Origin of the sequence: Pseudomonas sp. LPH60, assembly GCF_030718165.1 — a bacterium.
Taxonomy (GTDB): Bacteria; Pseudomonadota; Gammaproteobacteria; order Pseudomonadales; family Pseudomonadaceae; genus Aquipseudomonas; species Aquipseudomonas danubii.
On the sequence record NZ_JAVAJH010000001.1, the window covers coordinates 814,944 to 834,075 of the forward strand.

Sequence of the window (19,132 nt, forward strand, 5' to 3'; positions counted from 1 at the left end):
ATGATCACTCGTAACTAAGGGAGAAGGTCAGGGAGGCTTCGAAGTTGCCCTGTCCGATGGTGTGATTGGCTAGCACCTTAGGTTCGCCTTGCAGGTAGGCATTGAAGCTGATCAGGTTTTCACCACGAGTCAGCTCGCCCATGCGGTGGGTCTTGTTCAGCGGCAGCGGTTCGCCACCCATTGCCTCCAGCCCTACCAGCAGGCCTTGCACGGTTGTGCTTCGCAGCATCAGAAATCCGGGTGGTTCGCTGCTTTCGTTGCCGCTGAAGGTGATGCTGACCATGCGCTTGCCGACGTCCAGATCGCAGTTCTGCAGGTGCAGTTCGATGGGGCGACCCTTGGTCCTGCTGTTAAGGTACAGGTCCTTGTCGATCACGCTTTTGAAGTCTATTTCAATCAACTTATCCCCTTCGGCGAGCATGCAAGGCTCGTTCACCAAGGTGCCAGAAAAGTACAGGTTGTCTTCTGCCGCCTGGATCGCCGGCAACCACAGGCATACGATCCAGGCGCCCAGGTTCATGGCCCAATTGCTCATGGATCCTCCTAATAGAGCTCGGCCATCAAGAGCGCCGAGGCAGTAAATTCGGTGCTGGGCAATGCCGCGCCAGCGAGCTTTACCGGTACGGCCTCCAGCACGGGGGGGGGCGACGCGCGAACATCGATTTCTCGTGGCTCGTTGGGCGTCAATGCGGTGCCGCCAAGCAGGACCTTGATACCCAAATCGTTTTCCGAGGTTTTCAGCGCAGTGGTGTCGAAAGGCGCGGGCGTGCCCTTGAGGGTCAAACGCATGTGCCAGGTAATGTTGGTGTCGGCGGCTCCCGGGCAATCGATCTGGTAGGGGATTGCCTGGCGATAGCGCTCGCCATCGATGCGGTTGACGGCGATGTTTTGCGCGAAGCGCACGTTGATTCGGCCGCCCTGGTCACTGACGATGCAGCCGGGCGGTGCCAACAGGGTTCCACTGAACACCAGATTGTCCGCGTCAACGCACGACAGGGGCAGGGCAGTGATTGAAAGGATTGCCAAGGTGCGATGCAAGAGGATCATCGATAGTCCACCACCAGGGTTGCACTGGCCTTGAATGCGCCGGCCTTGACTTCGCTGGCGTCGCGTTTGACCAGCACGGCTTGCAGCACGGGCTGCTTGCGCGTATCGAAGTTGGACCAGGTGTTGAGTGCCCACCGGTCGCCGTCCTTTTTCAGGGCGATACCGATATTGTCGTAACCGGGTATCTGCAGCAGCGAACTGTCGAAGGCCCCATTGCCGCGCACCTGTATCCGCAGTTCATTGGTCGCTGCGCGGCTACAGTCGAGCGTGTAGTCGATGGAAATGGTCTTGTAGTCGCCATCGATGCCTGCAATCTGAACATCATGAAAAGGGGCGCTAATGGGCGCGTCTCTGTTGATCACGCAGGGAATCGCCGCATGGATGACACCTTGTATCGTCACCCGGCTCTCGACGGCCTGGGCCAAGGGGCCGCAGCCGAGCAAAAGTGCCAGCAACGCGGGACGTGCGACCGTCATGATGAGGGGCTCAGTCATACGCTAGATTCACATTGAGGCTGGCGCGTAAAGCCCCCGGGCTGACGGCATGAGTGGTGACACTGGCACAGCACAGGCGTGCTGCTAGGGATACACGGAGTCTGGGCTTCATGATCGGCGCTCACAGGAACTGGTCATTGAACGTCAGCGTTTGCTGGCCACGGGGATGGCAGTGCAGGTACTGATTGCGCAGCTGAACTGCAGCTGTGGGCGGCCGCCGTAGTCATTGACATAGGTCAGCACTGGCTGGTTGCCCAGCACTTTGCTGCTCACGCCCAGGTCGAGCTGGCCACTGGGTTCGATCATCAGTGGCTTGAAGCCGGCTGCTCCGTCGGCCTTGAGGTCGGGCGCTGCATCGATCAGCGTGACGTAATAGGGCGTTGGGTTGTTCACCAGGTAGCGGTCCTGCTGGCGGGTGAGGGTCAGCTTTTCCTGCCAGGGGGCTTCATTGACGCCGGCCCGTGGAGCAATCGCTGCGGGCCGGTAGAACAGTTTGACCCGCGTTTGCAGGGCGATTTGCAGCGTATTGGGTTTGTCGCTGCGTGGAGGGATCTCGCGTAGGTTGAAGTAGAACAGCGATTCGCGATCCTGGGGCAACCGGGTCAGCTCCGGCAGCCCCTGGATTTTCACCTGGCTGTTGGCTCCAGCTTCCAGGCGCTGGATTGGCGGTACCACCACCAGTGGGCTGGTGATCTTTTCGGCCTGTTCGTTTTCGATCCAGGCTTGGGCCAGGTAGGGCAACTGGGTGTTTTGGTTGCTGATGCCGAGGCTGACCGATTTCTCGCCTCCTGTGAAAATTACCCGAGTGCGGTCCAGCGATACGGCGGCCAGGCTGGCTTGCGCCGCGCAAATGCTCAGCAGGGCGAGCAGGGATAAAGTGGTGCGTTTGTAGCAAGTTTTCATGAAGTTACCTGGTGTAGTGAGTCAAGCAGTGGCGTTATCTGGGTCGCTGGTCGGCAGGCAGAGCAGCTCCAGTTGTCGGTCGGGCGAAACCACCTGCTCGGGTAGGGTGAAGTGGCAGCGCGCGCTGCCATCCCAATACAGAGACATGAGCTCGCCCGGTTTCATACCGCTCAGGTAGGTCGAACCGTCCTCGCCGACGATGCCGGTTTCCTGACCGCGGCTGTTCTGTACCGAGGCACCGAAGGGCGGCACGCGGTGGTTGGTCATGCGAATCACGACCATGGCCTTGTGGCCGGCGATCAGATCAAAGCGGCGGTAACCGATCGCCCCTTCAGTCAGGGTCGCCTGGGTGACGGACTGAGTGGCTTCGACATCCTCGGCCAGGCTGTCCAGCACGATGTTGGCCTGGTTGCGGTAGTAGCTGTTGATGTCGGTCACTACGGCCTTGCCGAAACGGTTGGTGCGTGTGACTGCGCCGTTTCCGCGCACTGGCACGTCGGCAACGCCTTGGGTATCGATCAGCAGCCGGGTGCCGCCCATGATGTTGCTGCGGTGCAGCGCTGCGCCTTGGCCGGTAATCGTCGCTCCGCCTTGCAGGGACAACCCGGCCGAGGTGTACTCGTCGGCTTGGTAGCTGGCCCTGGCCACAACCTCTGCCTGGTCGCCGTCATGGGACAGGTAGCCGCTGGCGGTTTGACCGCTTGAAGCCTGTCCGACGCTGACCATGTAGTGGTTGCGTTCATCGATCTGGTCGTAATAGCTCAGGTTATGTGAGGTGTCGCCGCGGTTGACCGACGAGCTGTAGCTGATCGAGCCATTACTGTCCCAGGGGATGTTGACCGACAGGTAGGCACCGTCATCGGCGGTGCCGTTGCCCTTGTTCTGGTAAGCGGTCAGCGACAGGCTGAGGTTTTTCAGGCTGCCGACATTGAAGTAGCGCGACAACGACAGGCTGTAGCGATCGCTCGTCCGGCTGTTCCAGTACGTCTGGTGGTTGTAGTTGAAGTACAGGCTGAGCGCGGAATCTCGAAACTGCTTGCTCAAGGTCGCGGTATACAACTCTTTACTCTGGTTAAACGACTGGCTGTCACGCCGGGCCTCGATGAATTCGCTCATGCTCAGGTAGTTCTGCTCGGAGAACCGGTAGCCTGCGAAGGTGACCTGGCTGTCGTACTCATCGAAGCGCTTGGAATAGCTGGCACGGTAGGATTTGCCGCTCAGCGTGTCGTCCTGCAGCGTCGCGCGCGACTGGGTGACGTCGAACGACAGTGCACCGAAGGCCATCAGGTCGCGGCCCACGCCCACGGCCAGCGAACCGTAGTCCTCGGCGCCGAGGCTCCCGCCATACAGCGACCAGCCGTTGCTCACCCCCCAGGAAAACTCACCGGTGGCGAACGCCGGCCCATCCATCTGGTGCTCCCAGTCGGAGGGTTTGCCTGCGGCAAGCTTGTAGCGAACGGTACCGGGACGGGTTAGGTAGGGGATGCTGGCGGTGTCCAATTGGAACTCCTGGACGCTGCCGTCCTGTTCCTCGACGCGCACGTCAAGCTGGCCGGAGACTGCATCGTTGAGGTCCTGGATACGAAAAGCCCCAGGTGGCACCTGTGTGTCGTAGAGCACCCGGCCTTGTTGGCGAATCACCACGCGCGCGTTGGTCCGCGCCACACCAGTGATTTCCGGGGCATACCCCCTGAGGTTGGGGGGTAACATGTTGTCGTTGCTGCTCAGGTTGGCGCCAGTGTATCGGAAGCTGCCGAACACGCTGGAGTCCAGATAGTCTTCACCGAGTATCAGGTTCGAACGTAGCGAAGGCACGGCGCGTTGCGCATAAAAACGGCTCCAGGCGAACTCGTTGTTTGATGGCTGGTCGTCACTGCGTTGCACCTGGGTCTGCCAGTCACCGCGCAGGCGCCATGCGCCTAGGTTGATCCCCATGGTGCCGTTGCCGCTGAGGGAGTCGCTGCGGCCTTTACCGCGTTTGCGCTCGGTGGTCTGGGCGTTGACGTTGTAGTCGAACAGCACCCCGGAAATGCCGTCGTCCCAGCGCGAGGGCGGGTCCCAGTTGGGTGAGCTGTATTCCAGCTGGTCCTGGGGGATGCTCACGTACAGCGCCGAATTGCCCAGGTTGCCACGTGCCTGCATGCCAGGAACGCTGGTCAGGTCCAGGCAGGCTCCATCGTGCCACCAGACCAACTGCTTGATGGCTTTTTCTTTCAGGCCCAGTTCATTGACCAAGGCCGGCGAAAGACAGGCAACGCTGCTTTTCGGATCGTCCTTGGCCGGGTAATAGTCGACGGCAAACTCCGTCAACGTATTGCGGTTCACGTGGACCATCAGGCTGTACTGGCCGGGCATGATGAAGTTGGCCGAAGCAAACACCCCAAGATCAAGGTTTTCGCGATCCTTGAGGTCTAGTACATCGGTGTTGAATTGGAATTCTTCGGCTGCACTTGCCAGCGTCGCGACACAACATAGCGCCGTGGTAGCCAGTACCTTACGGTGATCCACGTGACTTAATCCTTGAGCGAAACTGCACACCGAGTGTGCAGTTCAGAAGTGCTGAATACTCAGCTTGATCGAAGCGTGATAGCTGTCCGCTTCCAGTGCATGTCCGCTACCCACGAGCGTCAGTGAGTAGTTGAGCATCTAACTGTCGGTGGACAGTGTGCTGCGCTCAAGTAACATGCCGGGCGTAATCAACTGCCCTTGTTCATCTTTAATCTGCAATGCGATGCCTTTTGCGCCGCCCTGAATGCCGAAGTGTTTACCATCAGGCTGGCTTTCGAACTTCAGTTAGAAACGCTGGGAGGGCTCGGTGTTGTTCTTTGTGGTCGACGTAATGCAATTGTTGATATGGATGTTCAGCTATTGTTGGGGTGACGTATTGCCGCTGACTAATCCATTAAGTGCCAGGGGGTGAACACAACCGTCTGATTGTTATTACCCAAACGGTGGTACAGGCGCTGTCGACGGTGCTCCCGGCCAGTTGCACACGCCTCTTGAGTGCACCGGCAGCACAGATGGGCAGGCCCACGGAGCAGAGGGAAACTAGCAGCAGTGCGGTAGAGCGAATTATCCAAACCTCCGCAAGCTCCCCCGCAGTACCCAGCCAGTGCGTACTGCGGAGCACGTCAGTGACGCAATACGTTACTGATAAGCGAGGGTGAAGTTGGCGAAGGTTTCGAAGTTGCCTGGTACGATTTCGGCAGGCGCTGCTGCGCCGCCGCCCTCTGGGGTCACCATGTCGCCCTGCAGATAGGCGCTGAACTGCAAGAAGGTGTCGCCATTACTCAGCGTTTGTGCAGGCGAAGCGTTGCCCAGCTTGAGCAGCGCGCCGGAGTGGTCTGCGATTGCCAGGCTTGCGCCCTGTGCGGTGCCTTTGATTGCCAGCAGGTCAGGGTTGGACGAAGGCGAGCCAGTGAAGGTCGCCGTGGCCGATTTCAGGGCACCCAGTTCACAGCCGCGCAGTTCGATCTTGAAGGTCTTCGGACTTGATTTGCCACCGTTCTTCAGGGCAACGTTGGAAACCTGATCCAGATCTACGGTCTGGTATTGCGACTCCTGAGCAATGGAGCATGGTGCGTCGATAATAGCGCCCTTAAAGGTAATCACACCGTGGCCTTGATCTTTGGCAAAGGTTATAGCCGAAGTTGCTGCCAAGGTGACGGTCATGATTGCACCAGCCAACAAACGAACTTTCATTTGATACTCCTAGGTTGAAATTTAAATCCCTGAAGGTACTCAATGGAGCACACAAGCTGCTCCGGTATCTGTGCACCGTTGAGGTTGGGTTATCCTAGAAAGAGGAAGGGAGAATGTAAGTAAGGCGATGCCGAGGTGGGCTTAGGGATTCTCCGAACAAGTCCGCAGAATTTCTTAAGTGCACCAGGCATCCCCATGAGCCAGATGAGCTTTTCCGACACACTTTGAACTTTAAGTGAGGGTGTGGCCGAGTCTAAGACGGCGCCGTTGCCTCCCTGGCGCAACAGCACCTGCGGCCCGCGCGAGCGCAGCCTCGCTAAGCATGCAAATGCTTTTTCAGGAACGACCGGGTGCGTTCGTGGGTCGGGTTTTGCAGGATCTCCTGCGGCGCGCCTTCCTCGACCACCACGCCGCCGTCCATGAAGATGATCCGGTCCGCCACCTCGCCGGCAAAGCGCATTTCGTGGGTGACGATCAACATGGTCATGTGCTCGGCGGCCAGTTGTTTCATCACCTGGTTGACCTCTTCCACCAGCTCCGGGTCCAGGGCCGAGGTGGCTTCATCGAACAGCATGACCTTGGGGCGCATCGCCAGGGCCCGGGCAATGGCCACGCGCTGTTTCTGTCCGCCCGAGAGGCGAGAAGGGTACTCGTCGAACTTGCTGGCCAGGCCCACCTTGGACAAGTACTCCATGGCCAGCTCACGGGCCGCGGCTTTGTTCAGCCCTTTGAGTTTGATCGGTCCGAGGGCGATGTTTTCATGCACGGTCAGGTGCGGGAACAGATTGAAGTGCTGGAACACCATGCCCATCTGCTGGCGCACGCTGTTGATGTGCTGTTCGAATGCGCGACCTTTCAAGGGCCGGTTGACGTGTTCGCCCTCCAGCCAGATCTCTCCTTCGTTCAGCACTTCCAGGTGATTGATCGAGCGCAGCAGCGTGCTTTTGCCCGAACCGCTGGGGCCGATGATGGCGATGATCTGTCCGCGCGAGACAGACAGATCGATGCCTTTGAGCACTTCAAGTGCGCCATACGCCTTGCGCGCGCCCTTGACTTCAACCATGAACTTTTCTGTGGTCATCGTGACATCTCTACCTTGGTTTCAAGCAGGTGCAGGCCGGCTTCCAGAACAAGATTGACCGCGTAATAGATCACCGCGACGGCCAGATAGAATTCGAACGGGCTGTAGGTTTCGCTCACGGCGCGCTGGGCGCTGTAGACCAGTTCGGCAATGCCGATGATCGACACCAGGGAGGTGTCCTTGAGCAGGACGATCAGGTTGTTGCCCAGCGGGGCCAGGGTATTGCGCAGTGCCTGTGGCACCACCACGTAGCGTTGCGCCTGACTGCGGCTCAGGCCAATGGAGCGCGCACCTTCAATCTGCCCGGGGTCGACCGACAGGACCCCGGCACGAATCACGTCGGCGTTGTAGACCGCAAAATGCAGGCTCAGGCCGATGATGCCGGCCGCGAGGGCCGGGATATCGATCCCCACTTGCACCAGGCCGTAATAGATCACGTACAGCTGCAGAAGCAGGGGCGTGCCCATCAGCAGCCAGGTCAGGAAACGTATGGGCAGGGAGACCAGTTTCGGGGTGTAGAGCACGATCAGGGCAAAGGCTATTCCGGCGATCAGGCTCAGCACACTGGAGCAGAGGAACAAGACGATGGTCCACCAGAGCCCGGTGGCCAGCAGCTCGGAATAGGGGGTCACGATACTCAGGTCAAGGCTTGGCATGGAGGCGTCTCACTTGGCCGCGAAGCGTTTATCGAGGTGGTCCACCATCAGCCTGACCGTGTAGACCATGGCGATGTACAAAATGGCCGACACCATGAAGATCTCGAATGGCTTGTAGGTGGAGCTGATAAAACGCTGCGCCGTGTAGGAGAGTTCCACCACGGAGATGGTCGACACCAGGGCCGAGCCTTTGATCAGCGCGACCGCATTGACCCCCAGTGGCCTGATCATCAACTTGGCGGTTTGCGGGAGGGTGATCAGCCACAGGGTCTGGCCCTTGCCGAAACCGATTGAGCGGGCGGCTTCGACCTGGCCGGGATCGACGTTGCTGATTGCGCCACGAATGGATTCGGCCATGTAGGCCGCGATGTTCAGGCCCAGGCCGATGACGCCTGCGGTGAATGGCTCCAGCTCAAGGCCGATTTGTGGGCCGCCAAAGTAGATGAGGAACAGCTGGACCAGGCAGGGGGTGCCGCGAAAAACGCTGATGTAGACCCGGGCCAGGCAGCGAAGCATGAAGAAGCCGGACAGCCGGGCCGCCACCAGCACCACCGCCACCAGCAAGCCCAGCAGCAGCGCCAGCAGCGAAACGTGCACCGTGACCCAGGCCGCCTCCAGAAAGAACGGCAGGGTGCGCTGTATAAGTGTCAGATCCATGGGCAGGCTCGAAAAGGTCGGATTGACTGGCCCGACCCCAGGTCGAGCCAGGCTGCAGATGAGTCAGCGAATGTCCTTGCCAATCCACTGCATCGAGATCTTTTCGTAGCTGCCATCGGCCAGCATGTCGTTCAGCGCCTGCTGCATCGCGGCCTTGAGCTCAGGGTTGTTCTTGCGCAGGGCAATGCCCATGCCTTCAACCCCACCGTCGCTGTCGGGTGGGGTGATGATGCGCACCTTCTGCCCGGTTTCCTTGACGGCCACCAGCACCGGAACGCTGTCCATCACCAGCGCATCGAGGCGCCCGGCGTCCAGGTCGACCAGCATCTCGGGAAGCCCTTTGTAGGTTTTCACCTTCAGGTTGCCCCGCGCCCTGGCCCATTTGTCGTGGGCATCGCCCAGGGTGACGCCCACCTTCACCTCCTTCAGGTCATCCAGGCTGTGGATCGGCGAATCCTCTTTCACCACGATGGTGCGGCCGGCGTGGTAGTAGGGGCCGACGAAGTCCACGGCCTTCTGGCGCTCCGGGGTAATGGTCATGGAGGCGATGATGGCGTCATATTTTTTCGCCAGGAGCCCGGCAATGATCCCGTCGAAGGGCGTTGTGACGATGCTGACTTTCACCCCGAGCCGCTGGGCCAGGGCTTCGCTGATGGAGGCGTCGAAGCCGACGATCTGGTTCTGCTCGTTGGCAAAGCTGAAGGGCGAGTACTGCCCGCTCATGGCGATGCGAATCTCTTTGGATGCCTGGATCGATTGCAAGTCATCAGCCTGAGCGGCCGCGGGGGAGAGGAGTGCCGCAGCCGCGACGGTGGATGCAGCAAGCAGACCCTTGAGCGTTCTGGTTAGCATTGGATGGCACCTTTGAAGAATTATTAATTATTGTTGTTTGGGCTCTTCACCCAGGCCTCGGGAAAAGCTTTGCATAGGCCGTTCTGGAAAGCACCCGGCAAGGTGTCCGCCAGCCGGACACATTGCCGGAGTTGGCCGACACTATGTCGGCCAGGCACGCAGGCTGTCACTCGTGCGCCGATCCGGGCGCTCTAGCGCAGGGCCGCCTTGAAGCTGTCGTCCAGCACCTCGAGCAGGAAGTCGGCATTTTTGTGACTGAAAATCATCGACGGGCGCATTTTCAAAACGTTGTCATAGGGGCCTTCGGTGCCGATCAGAACGCCGCGCTCCCGGGCGCCATCGGCAACCTTTTTCGCCAGTTGCGTGGCCGGAGCCTTGCTCTGGCGATCGGTGACCAGCTCGATCCCGAGAAACAGCCCCAACCCGCGTACATCGCCAATGGCATCGTAGCGCTGCTGCAGTGTGCGAAAGCCATCGAGCAGGTAATTGCCCACCGTCAGTGCGTTGAGTTTCAGGTTGTCGCGCTCGATCACATCGAGAACGCTGAGCCCCACGGCACATGAAACCGGGCTGCCGGCGAAGGTGTTGAAGTACTCCATGCCGTTGTTGAAGCTGTCGGCTATTTCGCGGGTGGTCACCACCGCCGACATCGGATGGCCGTTGCCAATGGGCTTGCCCATGGACACCGCATCGGGCACCACGCCCTGGGTTTCAAAGGCCCACCAGTGGCTGCCCACCCGGCCAAAGCCGACCTGGACCTCATCTGCCAGGCACAGCCCGCCCTCGGCGCGAACCATGGCATAGACCTCCTGCAAGTAGTTTTCCGGGAAAAACAGCTGCCCGGCGACACTGGGAATCGACTCCGCCAAAAAGAACGCCGGGGCTCGGCCCTGCCGGCGCATGTTGTCGATCTGCTCGGCAACACTTTGCGCAAAACGCTTGCCCAACTCTTCGAATGGCCAGTCATCCGCTGCGCGGTAAACGTCCGGTACGGCCGCCTCGAATACATGCTCTGCACGGCCCTTGCCGGCCTTGCGCTTGTACTTGTAGGGGCTCAGATCAATCAGCTCCTGGGTGGTGCCGTGGTAGGCCCAATCCAGCACGATGGCGTCGTTGCGCCCGGTGTGATTGCGTGCCATGCGCAGCATCAGGCTGTTGGCTTCACTGCCGGAACAGCCGAAGGAGGCGACGGCCAGGCCCTTGGGCAGGGTCGCCGTGAGTCGCTCGGCATACTCGACGATGTTGTCGTGCAGGTAGCGGGTGTTGGTGTTCAGTCGTGAAGCCTGGCGCGAAAGGGCTTGCACCACATCGGGATGGCAGTGGCCGAGGTGGCAGACGTTGTTGAAGCAGTCCAGATAGGCCCGGCCAAAGTTGTCGATCAACCAGACCCCATCACCGCGCACGAACTTGATCGGGTCCGAGTAGGAAATCGACAAGTTGGGCAGCAGCAGTTGCTTACGCTTGGCCACGATCTGCGCTTTGCTCCTGCCTTCCTGGCTATAGGTTTCCGCAGGAATTCCGGCCAGGGTCGAAGCATCCGGGAACAGGTCGGCCCACACCTCAAGATAGGCGCGCTCACCGACGCCGATGAACTCGCTCGCCTTCAACTGGGTGTCGGTGGACATCTGGAAATGCACATGGGGCAGCCAGCCGCCATTTTCCGTGTCCGCGCCCATGTAGCCCACCAGCGCGCCGGCTTCAAGGTGGTCCCCGGGTTTGAGGCGGGTCAGCGCTTCGTGGGCCATGTGCCCCCACAGGGTCAGGAAGGGCGGGCAGCCTTCAGGCGAGTGCTTGAGCATGATCAAACCGCCATAGCCCAGCGGTTCAGGCTCGACCTCGACGCTCTGCACCACACCGGCAAGCGGCGTGTACAGCGGCGTTCCGGCCGGCATGATCAAGTCGACACCCAGGTGCATGATCCGGCGCTCTCCTGCAATGAATCGCGATTCAAAGGCGCTGTCGGTGTAGATGGTCCTGGCTTCGCCCCAGGGCCCGATGCCCAGCGGCACCTGATGTTCAGCTGAGAAATCATTCCACCACTGGGTCGCCTCTGCCGGGCGCTGCGCGGCGGAAGCGATGGTCATTTCATGGGCGGCATCGGCGAACGGCACAATGGCCTTGTTCAGGGTTGCCGCCGAAGGATGCACGATGTCCGCGAAGGACTGGCGGTGTTCATCCACCCAGCGGCGAATCGCGCCGGCACCTTCTATCGCGTCGTAACCGCAGGCTTTGCGCAGGATCGCCGTCGCCAGGCGCGGGTTCATGCGATCCATCTTTTCCAGCAGGCGCCAGGCCGGGGCTTCGCTGATGGCCAGGTAGGGGTTGTCCTGGGTCTGCTGGTGGCGCGAGGCTGACAAGGTGACGCTGATCACCAGGCGCATGGCGATCAGATTGAACAGCACGTCCAGCTCTTGCGGCTGCAGCGGGTAGCGCTCATGGAAGCCGCCGGTGAGGGCGGCGGCCGCGCCGATGGGGTCTTGCATGTCGAGAATGGCGTAGGCGCAGGTGATGGCGACTTCGGCAATCAGCACCGTGTGCACCGCATCGCCAAAATCGATGATGCCCGAGACCTGCTGGTGGTTTTGCGGGTTGACGAGGATGTTCCAGTCATTGCCGTCGTTGTGAATGACCTGGGTGCGCAAGCGCGCAAGCTTGGGTTCGACCCGGGTTTCGAAATCATCGATGAAGCGCTGCAGAAGGGCGCGTCTGGCGGGGTCCTTGATGAAGTGCAGGCGGGCGCGGGAACGGGCGGCGTGCCGTAGGTCCCAGTCCAGATCGCGGACCGCGCCGGGATGCATGAAGCCCTGAAGGGCACGGTCCATGTCGGCGAATGATTGACCCAGGTTGCGCATGAGTTCGAAGGTGCGCGGGACCTCGGCCAGCGGAGTACCGTGCAACCAGCTCACCAGGCGCACCGCGTGGGTTTCGCCAGAGGGGGCCACGGCCGAGGCGAGTAAATCGCCGGCCAGGCTTTTCTTCAACTGCGGTACGCCAAGCTCGGGGCTGTGATGGGCCAGATGGCTGAGGATGGCGGTCTGCAGCTGGCTTTCAATGGGCGGTTCGCTGGCGTTGACGACTTTCAGAATCCATCCCGCATCGCTTGCTGTGTTCAACCGGAAGTTGCAGTCTCGCTCGCCGTCCAGAGGCGAAGCCGTAGCGATGACATTGAAAAGCTGCTCAGCCAAGTGTTCGGCATCGCGTGGCGAGAACTGCGGGGCGGGGTGGGAAAGGTCGGTCATGGTAATGGTTTTCCAAGTTATTTTTTTCAGTTAGCTTGGCATGCGAAATCTTCGAGGGCAGTAGGTATGCGGTCGGCTTTGGCCTGCATATTGTCGGAATCGACCGGCACAAACTCGGCAGTCAATGTGAGGAGTTTCAATGCGCGACCTGGACGTGAAAGATCGGGAAATACTCGACATTCTTTCTAAAGAGGCGCGGATCGCCCTGAAGGCCCTGGCCGCGAGAATCGGCTTGTCCAGAAGCGCCACCAGCGAGCGCGTCAGCAACCTTGAGCGCAATGGTGTGATCAGGGGCTACCGGGCGGATATCGGCGAAATCGACGCCAACGTGATTCGCGCCATGTTTCTGGTATGCCTGAAACGCACCCCGGCCATCAGCCTGCTGGACATGCTGGCCCAGCACTCGCAGGTGCGCCGCATCTCTTCGGTCAGTGGCCAGTTGGACCTGGTGATCGAGATCGAATCACGCACCATTGATGACCTGAACCGAGTCCGGGATGCCGTGGCCAGCCACGAATCGGTCGAGGACATCACCACCGCCGTGGTCCTTCGCCGCGATATCGATCGACAGACCTCCTGATCCGCCGCGGCGGCAAGACTTGATGGCGCGTGCCTGCGGGAAATGCCGGGCACCGCTCAGACGCAGCTGCAATCCACGCTTGGCACCTGATCCCGGTGGCCTGTCCGTGAAGGCGGGCCTGGCTCTTTACGGCAATCGCAATGTGCCGTGCTGTACAACTCCCATTCGCAAACCATAAAATGAGAAGCATTATCATTAATGCGAATCTCCCATGCACAACCACAGCCTCTCTTCGCCTGTCGCTCAGCTGTATGCGAACCATCACGGCTGGCTGCGTGGCTGGTTGCATCGGCGCCTGGGGCACAGCGCCGATGCCGAGGATTTGGCCCACGACACCTTTATCCGCGTGCTGCGGTCCCAGGAAGATGTGCGTGAGCTGCGCCAGCCCATGGCGTTTCTGGCCACCATCGCCAATGGTCTGTTGATCAATCGCTGGCGTCGTCAGGCCATCGAGCGGGCTTACCTGGAGGCGCTGGCGGCACGGCCGGTGGGGGAGGAGCCTTCGCCGGAAGAGCGGCATCTGATGATCGAGACCCTGCTGCAGCTGGATTCACTGCTGGTGGGCTTGTCGTCGCGGGTGCGGCAGATTTTCTTTCTGTCCCAGCTCGATGGCTTGACCTACCCGCAGATCGCCGCGCAGTTGGGCCTGACCGTGGCCCAGGTGCAGCGGGCCATGGGCAAGGCGTTCAGCGTCTGCTATGCGAGCCTGTTTGAATGAGTGGCGTCGCGGTCGATCCCCGGGTGCGGGACAGCGCCATTGATTGGCTGGTGCGGATGCAGTCCGGGCTGATGAGCGCCGCGGACCATCAGGCCTTGCAGCAGTGGCGCGAGGCCAGTGCCGAGCATGAGTACGCCTGGCAGCGGGTCAGCGGTTTGCCGCTGATGTTGCAGCCGGGGGCCCACCTGCTGGCTGATGCCACGGCGCGCCGGGCCTTGCAGGCGGCAGGCGCCGATCCGCAACGGCGGCGCCAGGTACTCAAGTGCCTGTTGGCGCTGGGACTGCTGGGAGGCGTGTCCTGGCAGGGGGCGGATTCCACCCTGGTGCGTTCAGCCTTGGCCGGTTATCGCACCGGCATCGGTGAGCGGCGGCGTTGGGCCCTGGCGGACGGCGGTTCGCTGTGGCTGAACACCGCCAGTGCGGTGAACCTGGACTTGAGTGCGGGGCAGCGCAGCGTGCAGTTGATCGAGGGCGAGCTGGCCCTGGATACCCCGGCCGGATCGGCCTCCCTGCAACTGCAAACGCCGGATGCGCTGTTGTACAGCCAGGGCGCCCATCTGCTGGTGCGCCATGATCGCCAGGGCACTCAGGTGACCGTGCTGCGCGGGTTGGTACAGGTCAGTGCCCGGCAGCCGTCGACCCCGCTGCCCTTGCAGGCTGGCTGGCAAACCCGGGTCGATGGCCGGGGAGTCGGGCGGCCGACTTCCATCGATGTGTTTCTGGCCCAGGCCTGGATGCGCGGCATCCTGCCCGCCGAGCGCATGCGCCTGGATCAATTGCTGGCAGAGCTTTCGCGCTATCGTCCGGGCTTTTTACGTTGCAGCGAAGCGGTTGCCGCTTTGCGGGTGACCGGCAGTTTCCAGCTGGACGACACCGATGCCGCCCTGGCCCTGGTGGCCAATACCCTGCCGGTGCGCATCGAGCGCAGAACCCGTTATTGGGTGACGGTGGTGCCGGCCTGAACGTTTTTTTTCACCTGCGCGATAGTTTTTTCGATCTGGCTTGGCCTTCAGGTATTACCCACCGGCACAGGTGGGTTTCGATCCCTAGGAGCCTTGCATGATTTTCCCCGCTCGTGTCTTGCGTACCCATACCTTCGGCCTGCTGTTGCTCAGCCTGCAACCGCTCTACAGCGAGATGGCGCTGGCGGCCGGCGAACGTCACTACAGCATCGGCGCCGGTCCCCTGGACCAGGTGCTGTCGCGGTTTGGCGCCGAGGCGGGGATCAGCCTGGCCGGCAGTGCACTGCTTACGGCGGGCAAGACCAGCCAGGGCCTGCAAGGTGATTTCAATGCCGAAGCGGGCCTCAACCGCCTGCTGGCGGGCACCGGCCTGGGCTACGTGCGCCAGGCCGACGGCGGCTATGCCTTGCGCCTGCGCTCTGATGCGGTGTCGCTGCCGACGCAGAAGATCAAGGGCGAGAACCCTGACGAGGAGGAGGTGTACCGGGCGCCGCGTTCGTCGGTGTACATCTCCGCCGACGACCTGCAGCGCTTCGGCGTGGTGTCGGTGGGCGACGTGCTCAAGGGCCAGCCCGGGGTGCAGGTCGGCGACAGCCGCAATGGCGGCGGCCTGGATGTGAACATTCGCGGCATCCAGGGCCAGAGCCGGGTGGCGGTGACGGTGGACGGTTCGCAGCAGGCGCTGGATGTCTATCGCGGTTATGCCGGCACCCAGCAACGCAGCTACATCGACCCGGACATGATCAGCGACATCGCCATCGACAAGGGCCCGAGCCTGACCTCCAGCGCCATTGGCGGCACGGTGAAGATGCGCACCCTCGGCGTCGGCGACATCCTCAAGGACGGTCAGCATGTCGGCCTGCGGCTCAAGGGCGATGTCTGGAACAATGGCGTGGCGCCGGCCCGTCGCGACCCTCATTCGAAGACCGAGGATCTGTACGCGGAGCCGCACCAGAGCCGCGGCGGGCTGTTCGGCTCGGACGCGGAGTCCGGCAGTGCCGCGTTTGCCTACAGCCTTGACTTGTTCGATGTGGTGGCGGCCTACGCCCAGCGCAACCAGGGCAACTATTTCGCCGGCAAGAAGGGCCAGGATCGCTACCGCACCTTTGACCGCTACGGCGATGAAGAGACCAGCGTGGCCACCACCTACAATGCCGGGGAAGAGGTGCTCAACTCCTCGTCGAAGACCCAATCGTGGCTGCTCAAGACCACCCTGCGCCCAGCGGACGGCCACAGCTTCGACCTCGGCTACCGGCGCTATGACGGGCGCATCGGCGAGATCATGCCCTCGGATATCTTCCGTTTCGGCACCGGTGGCATCTATCAGTACCCTCTGGGCCACACCCAGATCGACACCTACACCGCACGCTACAACTACCTGCCCGCGGACAATCCGCTGCTGGACCTGACTGCCGACCTGTGGCTGACCGATGCGCAGACCAGCCAGTTGAGCGCCTGGTCGGCACCGGCGTCCCAGGCCTATCGCACGGACCGTTCCTGGGCCCGCCAGGCCAACCGCCGCACGGGCGGCGGTCTGGCCAATACCTCGCGTTTTAGCACCGACTACGGCGACTTGAAGCTGGACCTGGGCGGCTCGTTCCAGCTGGAAGAACTGCGTCCGCAGAAGGGCGTGGTCACCACCCAGGACGACATCAACGCCAACCGCAGCTTGCGCGAAGGCTCGCGGCAGGAGTTCAGCTTCAACGGCAAGCTGGAATACCAGCCGGTGGAGCGCCTGACGCTGTGGGGCGGCGGTCGTTACACCCACTATCGCAGCAAGGACCATGTGGCCAATGCCACGGCGCGCAGAGAGGAACGCGAACACAGGTACGTGACCGTCTCCAGGCCCGGCGACTATGGCTACCTGATGTGGTTCCCGGACCAGAACGGGCGGTACACCGATGCCACCGATCCACGCTTGAACAACGGCATTGTCTTCAACAACACCAACTACCCGTTCGAGGGCACGCCCTATAACCAGTACGGCGCCACCGATACCGAGGTGGGGGATTCGCAAGTGGATCGGGTGGTCACCGGCTACAACTATTCGGGCAAGGACAGCAACAGTGGCGGCGCCTTTGCCCCGGCGTTCGGCATCAATCTCGAGGTGCTGCCGGACACCTTCGTCTATGCCTCCTACACCCAGGGCTTTCGCATGCCTTCGCTGTTCGAAACCGGCTACGGCGTGCAGCAGACCACCCCCGGCAAGGGCCTCAAGCCCGAGCGCTCAAGCAACTGGGAGATCGGCGCCAGCACCTTGCACAAGGGACTGTTCGTGGATGACGATTCGGCGGCGATCAAGCTCGCCTACTTCAACAACAGCATCAAAAACTACATCACCCGCTACTACGACCCGAGCCCGGGCCTGTGGGGCCTGATGCGCTTCAGCAACACCGACAGCTACACCACCCGCGGCCTGGAACTGCAGACCCACTACGATGCCGGGCGGGTGTTTGCCGACCTGTCGTCCACCTACTACCTGAAGACCGAAACCTGCGACGCGGCCTTCGCCGCCACCCTGCGGGCCACCAGCAACCCCTACCGGAAAACCGCCGACACCCCGGACTGCACCCCGGGCAGCTTCATGGGGTCCTACACCAACACCCAGAACCCGCCGCGCTTTGCCGGCAACCTGACCACCGGCCTGCGCTTCTTCGACCAGAGCCTGACCCTCGGCACCCGCATCACCTACACCTCGGGGCCCACCGTCACCGCCGACAAGCCCTGGCAGACCGGCGCCACCACGCCACAGCTGAACTACCGCGAAGTGGCGCTGGTCGATCTGTTCCTCAACTACAAGCTGCAGGAACACGCCAGCCTCAACGTATCGCTGCAAAACCTCACGGATCGCTACTACCTGGACCCGCTGGCGCAGAGCTTCATGCCGGCGCCGGGGCGCACGCTGCGGGTGGGGATGCAGGCGAAGTTCTGAGGGGCCGGCAGTGGCCTGCCGGTTGCGGTGAGTCAACGCGATGGCCATTCAGAGGGCGCTTTTGCGGCTACAGTTTTCAGTGCCCTGATTGAGAGGAATCCAGATGAACCTTTTGTCTTCTGTATCGCCACCCAAGCCTGTTGCCCTGCTGGGTTATGGCGGTTTGCTGCCGTTTCTCGGGCTGGCGTTGCTGGCCGTGGTTGCGCACGGACAGCGGCTGTTGTGGTGCCAGGCCCTGGTCAGTTACGGGGCGGTGATCCTGAGTTTTGTCGGAGCCCTGCATTGGGGCTTTGCCATGATCGCTCCCGGCATGAACGCGCAGCAGCGTCACACACGCTTTATTTGGAGCATCGTCCCTGCGCTGATGGGCTGGGTCGCCACTTTGCTGCCGCTGTCATGGGGCGGGCTGTTATTGATTGGCGGATTCTTCGCGCACGGGTGGCATGACCGGCAGCTCTCGCAGGTCATGCACCTACCGGCCTGGTACCTGCCGATGCGTTTGCGACTGACCATTGTGGCCAGCGCCTGCCTACTGCTGGGTGTGCTCGTGATGGCCATCGGGAGTTAAGCGCGACGTTCAACTGCCGCCTCCTACCGAAGGGGCGGTGGTTGAAGCAACAGGCATCGCTGAGCAAGGGCGCAAAGGATCATTCGCTGGGTCGGCAAAGAGTTACCAGCCCCGGCGAGCGGCGGCTGATATCATTCCGGCACTTAAAAAGCCGGGTAGCCCCACATGAATCGTCGCAAGAAAATCCAGCAGCTATTGAAGGCTCACGCCAAGAAGGCCAGCGCCAAACTGGCTCCGCAAAAAAAGTCCAAGTACATCAGCAAGGCTGACCGGGCGAAGCTGGCCACCGAGGCCAATGACGACGCTGTGGTTGTCACTCAGAGCTGATCCATTTGCTTGAAGCCCGATGGACCGTTATCTGGCCGACTTGCGCGACGCTCTCTTTTCTCGGGCGGAGCACGCCTCTGGCCAGCAAAGACGCGGCCGGGTCAGTTCTACAGAGGGCAGAGCATGGTCTGCACCTTCGATCGATCTAGATCGAGCCGACCGAGCGCAGGTATTTTCGTGCCTGAGGGCCGGTGATCTTTTCTGGCTCAAGGACATACAGCGAGCTCCAAAGCGGCGGTAAACCCAGCTCCTCCATGTAGGAAGTGAAACAGTTGAACGGCTCGGTAGCCATGACCTCGGCAGTGAGCCACAGCGATTCGCACTCTTGGCAAACGTACAGAGTCTCCTGTGTTGCCCGCACTTGAACCTTGGTCACTTCGCCCTGTTCGCATTCTGGACAGAGCATTTTTTAGC

Annotated in this window: 17 protein-coding genes; 6 read left to right on the top strand and 11 right to left on the bottom strand. The window is 61.3% G+C overall.

The genetic code is table 11. The annotated features are described in order from the left end of the window. Positions 1 to 4: 4 nt before the first annotated feature. The 11 genes from Q8O96_RS03680 to Q8O96_RS03730 all read right to left on the bottom strand — a co-directional run bounded on the left by Q8O96_RS03680 (position 5) and on the right by Q8O96_RS03730 (position 12,631). Positions 5 to 535 carry a fimbrial protein gene (locus Q8O96_RS03680; protein WP_305948381.1) on the bottom strand — a complete coding sequence of 177 codons (531 nt, stop codon included), beginning with the start codon at positions 533 to 535 and terminating at the stop codon, positions 5 to 7. Between the two features lie 8 nt (positions 536 to 543). Then, positions 544 to 1,038 carry a fimbrial protein gene (locus tag Q8O96_RS03685; RefSeq protein ID WP_305948382.1) on the bottom strand — a complete coding sequence of 165 codons (495 nt, stop codon included), beginning with the start codon at positions 1,036 to 1,038 and terminating at the stop codon, positions 544 to 546. A 5-nt stretch (positions 1,039 to 1,043) separates the two neighbouring features. Beyond that, positions 1,044 to 1,523, bottom strand: coding sequence for a fimbrial protein (locus Q8O96_RS03690; RefSeq protein ID WP_250330381.1), 480 nt, complete (start codon positions 1,521 to 1,523; stop codon positions 1,044 to 1,046). 162 nt (positions 1,524 to 1,685) lie between these two features. Further along, positions 1,686 to 2,444 (bottom strand): fimbria/pilus periplasmic chaperone, encoded by a 759-nt coding sequence (locus tag Q8O96_RS03695; RefSeq protein WP_305948383.1) that lies wholly within the window; start codon positions 2,442 to 2,444, stop codon positions 1,686 to 1,688. A 21-nt stretch (positions 2,445 to 2,465) separates the two neighbouring features. Beyond that, positions 2,466 to 4,952, bottom strand: a complete 2,487-nt coding sequence (locus tag Q8O96_RS03700; protein WP_305948384.1) for an outer membrane usher protein — start codon at positions 4,950 to 4,952, stop codon at positions 2,466 to 2,468. 639 nt (positions 4,953 to 5,591) lie between these two features. Continuing rightward, entirely contained in the window at positions 5,592 to 6,146 is a 555-nt protein-coding gene (locus Q8O96_RS03705; RefSeq protein ID WP_115582145.1) for a fimbrial protein, read from the bottom strand. 316 nt (positions 6,147 to 6,462) lie between these two features. Then, a complete protein-coding gene (locus Q8O96_RS03710) occupies positions 6,463 to 7,227 on the bottom strand; it encodes an amino acid ABC transporter ATP-binding protein (RefSeq protein WP_305948385.1) in 765 nt (254 codons plus the stop codon). Further along, on the bottom strand, positions 7,224 to 7,883 hold the full coding sequence (locus Q8O96_RS03715; protein ID WP_305948386.1) for an amino acid ABC transporter permease: 660 nt from the start codon (positions 7,881 to 7,883) through the stop codon (positions 7,224 to 7,226). Before Q8O96_RS03715 ends, Q8O96_RS03710 begins: the two co-directional genes overlap by 4 nt. 9 nt (positions 7,884 to 7,892) lie before the next feature. After that, positions 7,893 to 8,540 (bottom strand): amino acid ABC transporter permease, encoded by a 648-nt coding sequence (locus Q8O96_RS03720; RefSeq protein ID WP_102864222.1) that lies wholly within the window; start codon positions 8,538 to 8,540, stop codon positions 7,893 to 7,895. 63 nt (positions 8,541 to 8,603) lie between these two features. Further along, entirely contained in the window at positions 8,604 to 9,392 is a 789-nt protein-coding gene (locus Q8O96_RS03725; protein ID WP_305948387.1) for an ABC transporter substrate-binding protein, read from the bottom strand. A gap of 191 nt (positions 9,393 to 9,583) precedes the next feature. After that, the gene (locus tag Q8O96_RS03730) at positions 9,584 to 12,631 is read right to left on the bottom strand and encodes an aminotransferase class III-fold pyridoxal phosphate-dependent enzyme (protein WP_305948388.1); all 3,048 of its coding nucleotides are present in this window, start codon (positions 12,629 to 12,631) and stop codon (positions 9,584 to 9,586) included. A 139-nt stretch (positions 12,632 to 12,770) separates the two neighbouring features. Here Q8O96_RS03730 and Q8O96_RS03735 point away from each other — a divergent pair, with 139 nt between their 5' ends. The 6 genes from Q8O96_RS03735 to Q8O96_RS03760 all read left to right on the top strand — a co-directional run bounded on the left by Q8O96_RS03735 (position 12,771) and on the right by Q8O96_RS03760 (position 18,718). Next, on the top strand, positions 12,771 to 13,211 hold the full coding sequence (locus Q8O96_RS03735; RefSeq protein WP_102864225.1) for an Lrp/AsnC family transcriptional regulator: 441 nt from the start codon (positions 12,771 to 12,773) through the stop codon (positions 13,209 to 13,211). 211 nt (positions 13,212 to 13,422) lie between these two features. Beyond that, a complete protein-coding gene (locus Q8O96_RS03740) occupies positions 13,423 to 13,929 on the top strand; it encodes a sigma-70 family RNA polymerase sigma factor (protein WP_110595868.1) in 507 nt (168 codons plus the stop codon). Continuing rightward, positions 13,926 to 14,891, top strand: coding sequence for a FecR domain-containing protein (locus tag Q8O96_RS03745; RefSeq protein WP_305948389.1), 966 nt, complete (start codon positions 13,926 to 13,928; stop codon positions 14,889 to 14,891). The genes Q8O96_RS03740 and Q8O96_RS03745 overlap by 4 nt, the downstream gene beginning before the upstream one ends. Positions 14,892 to 14,988: 97 nt before the next feature. Further along, positions 14,989 to 17,823: a TonB-dependent receptor gene (locus Q8O96_RS03750; protein WP_305948390.1), complete on the top strand. Its 2,835-nt coding sequence runs from the start codon at positions 14,989 to 14,991 to the stop codon at positions 17,821 to 17,823. Between the two features lie 103 nt (positions 17,824 to 17,926). Beyond that, complete coding sequence (locus Q8O96_RS03755) at positions 17,927 to 18,391, top strand: DUF3429 domain-containing protein (protein ID WP_305948391.1); 465 nt, start codon at positions 17,927 to 17,929, stop codon at positions 18,389 to 18,391. Positions 18,392 to 18,556: 165 nt separating this feature from the next. Then, positions 18,557 to 18,718: a DUF2986 domain-containing protein gene (locus Q8O96_RS03760; RefSeq protein WP_115582149.1), complete on the top strand. Its 162-nt coding sequence runs from the start codon at positions 18,557 to 18,559 to the stop codon at positions 18,716 to 18,718. Positions 18,719 to 19,132: the final 414 nt, after the last annotated feature.

Excerpts from the sequence above, each read along its gene's own strand:
- Q8O96_RS03710 (WP_305948385.1), bottom strand. The coding sequence starts at position 7,227 with ATGACCACAGAAAAGTTCATGGTTGAAGTCAAGGGCGCGCGCAAGGCG.
- Q8O96_RS03730 (WP_305948388.1), bottom strand. The coding sequence starts at position 12,631 with ATGACCGACCTTTCCCACCCCGCCCCGCAGTTCTCGCCACGCGATGCC.
- Q8O96_RS03750 (WP_305948390.1), top strand. The coding sequence starts at position 14,989 with ATGATTTTCCCCGCTCGTGTCTTGCGTACCCATACCTTCGGCCTGCTG.
- Q8O96_RS03725 (WP_305948387.1), bottom strand. The coding sequence starts at position 9,392 with ATGCTAACCAGAACGCTCAAGGGTCTGCTTGCTGCATCCACCGTCGCG.
- Q8O96_RS03680 (WP_305948381.1), bottom strand. The coding sequence starts at position 535 with ATGAGCAATTGGGCCATGAACCTGGGCGCCTGGATCGTATGCCTGTGG.
- Q8O96_RS03695 (WP_305948383.1), bottom strand. The coding sequence starts at position 2,444 with ATGAAAACTTGCTACAAACGCACCACTTTATCCCTGCTCGCCCTGCTG.
- Q8O96_RS03705 (WP_115582145.1), bottom strand. The coding sequence starts at position 6,146 with ATGAAAGTTCGTTTGTTGGCTGGTGCAATCATGACCGTCACCTTGGCA.
- Q8O96_RS03715 (WP_305948386.1), bottom strand. The coding sequence starts at position 7,883 with ATGCCAAGCCTTGACCTGAGTATCGTGACCCCCTATTCCGAGCTGCTG.
- Q8O96_RS03755 (WP_305948391.1), top strand. The coding sequence starts at position 17,927 with ATGAACCTTTTGTCTTCTGTATCGCCACCCAAGCCTGTTGCCCTGCTG.
- Q8O96_RS03690 (WP_250330381.1), bottom strand. The coding sequence starts at position 1,523 with ATGACGGTCGCACGTCCCGCGTTGCTGGCACTTTTGCTCGGCTGCGGC.
- Q8O96_RS03735 (WP_102864225.1), top strand. The coding sequence starts at position 12,771 with ATGCGCGACCTGGACGTGAAAGATCGGGAAATACTCGACATTCTTTCT.
- Q8O96_RS03740 (WP_110595868.1), top strand. The coding sequence starts at position 13,423 with ATGCACAACCACAGCCTCTCTTCGCCTGTCGCTCAGCTGTATGCGAAC.
- Q8O96_RS03760 (WP_115582149.1), top strand. The coding sequence starts at position 18,557 with ATGAATCGTCGCAAGAAAATCCAGCAGCTATTGAAGGCTCACGCCAAG.
- Q8O96_RS03720 (WP_102864222.1), bottom strand. The coding sequence starts at position 8,540 with ATGGATCTGACACTTATACAGCGCACCCTGCCGTTCTTTCTGGAGGCG.
- Q8O96_RS03745 (WP_305948389.1), top strand. The coding sequence starts at position 13,926 with ATGAGTGGCGTCGCGGTCGATCCCCGGGTGCGGGACAGCGCCATTGAT.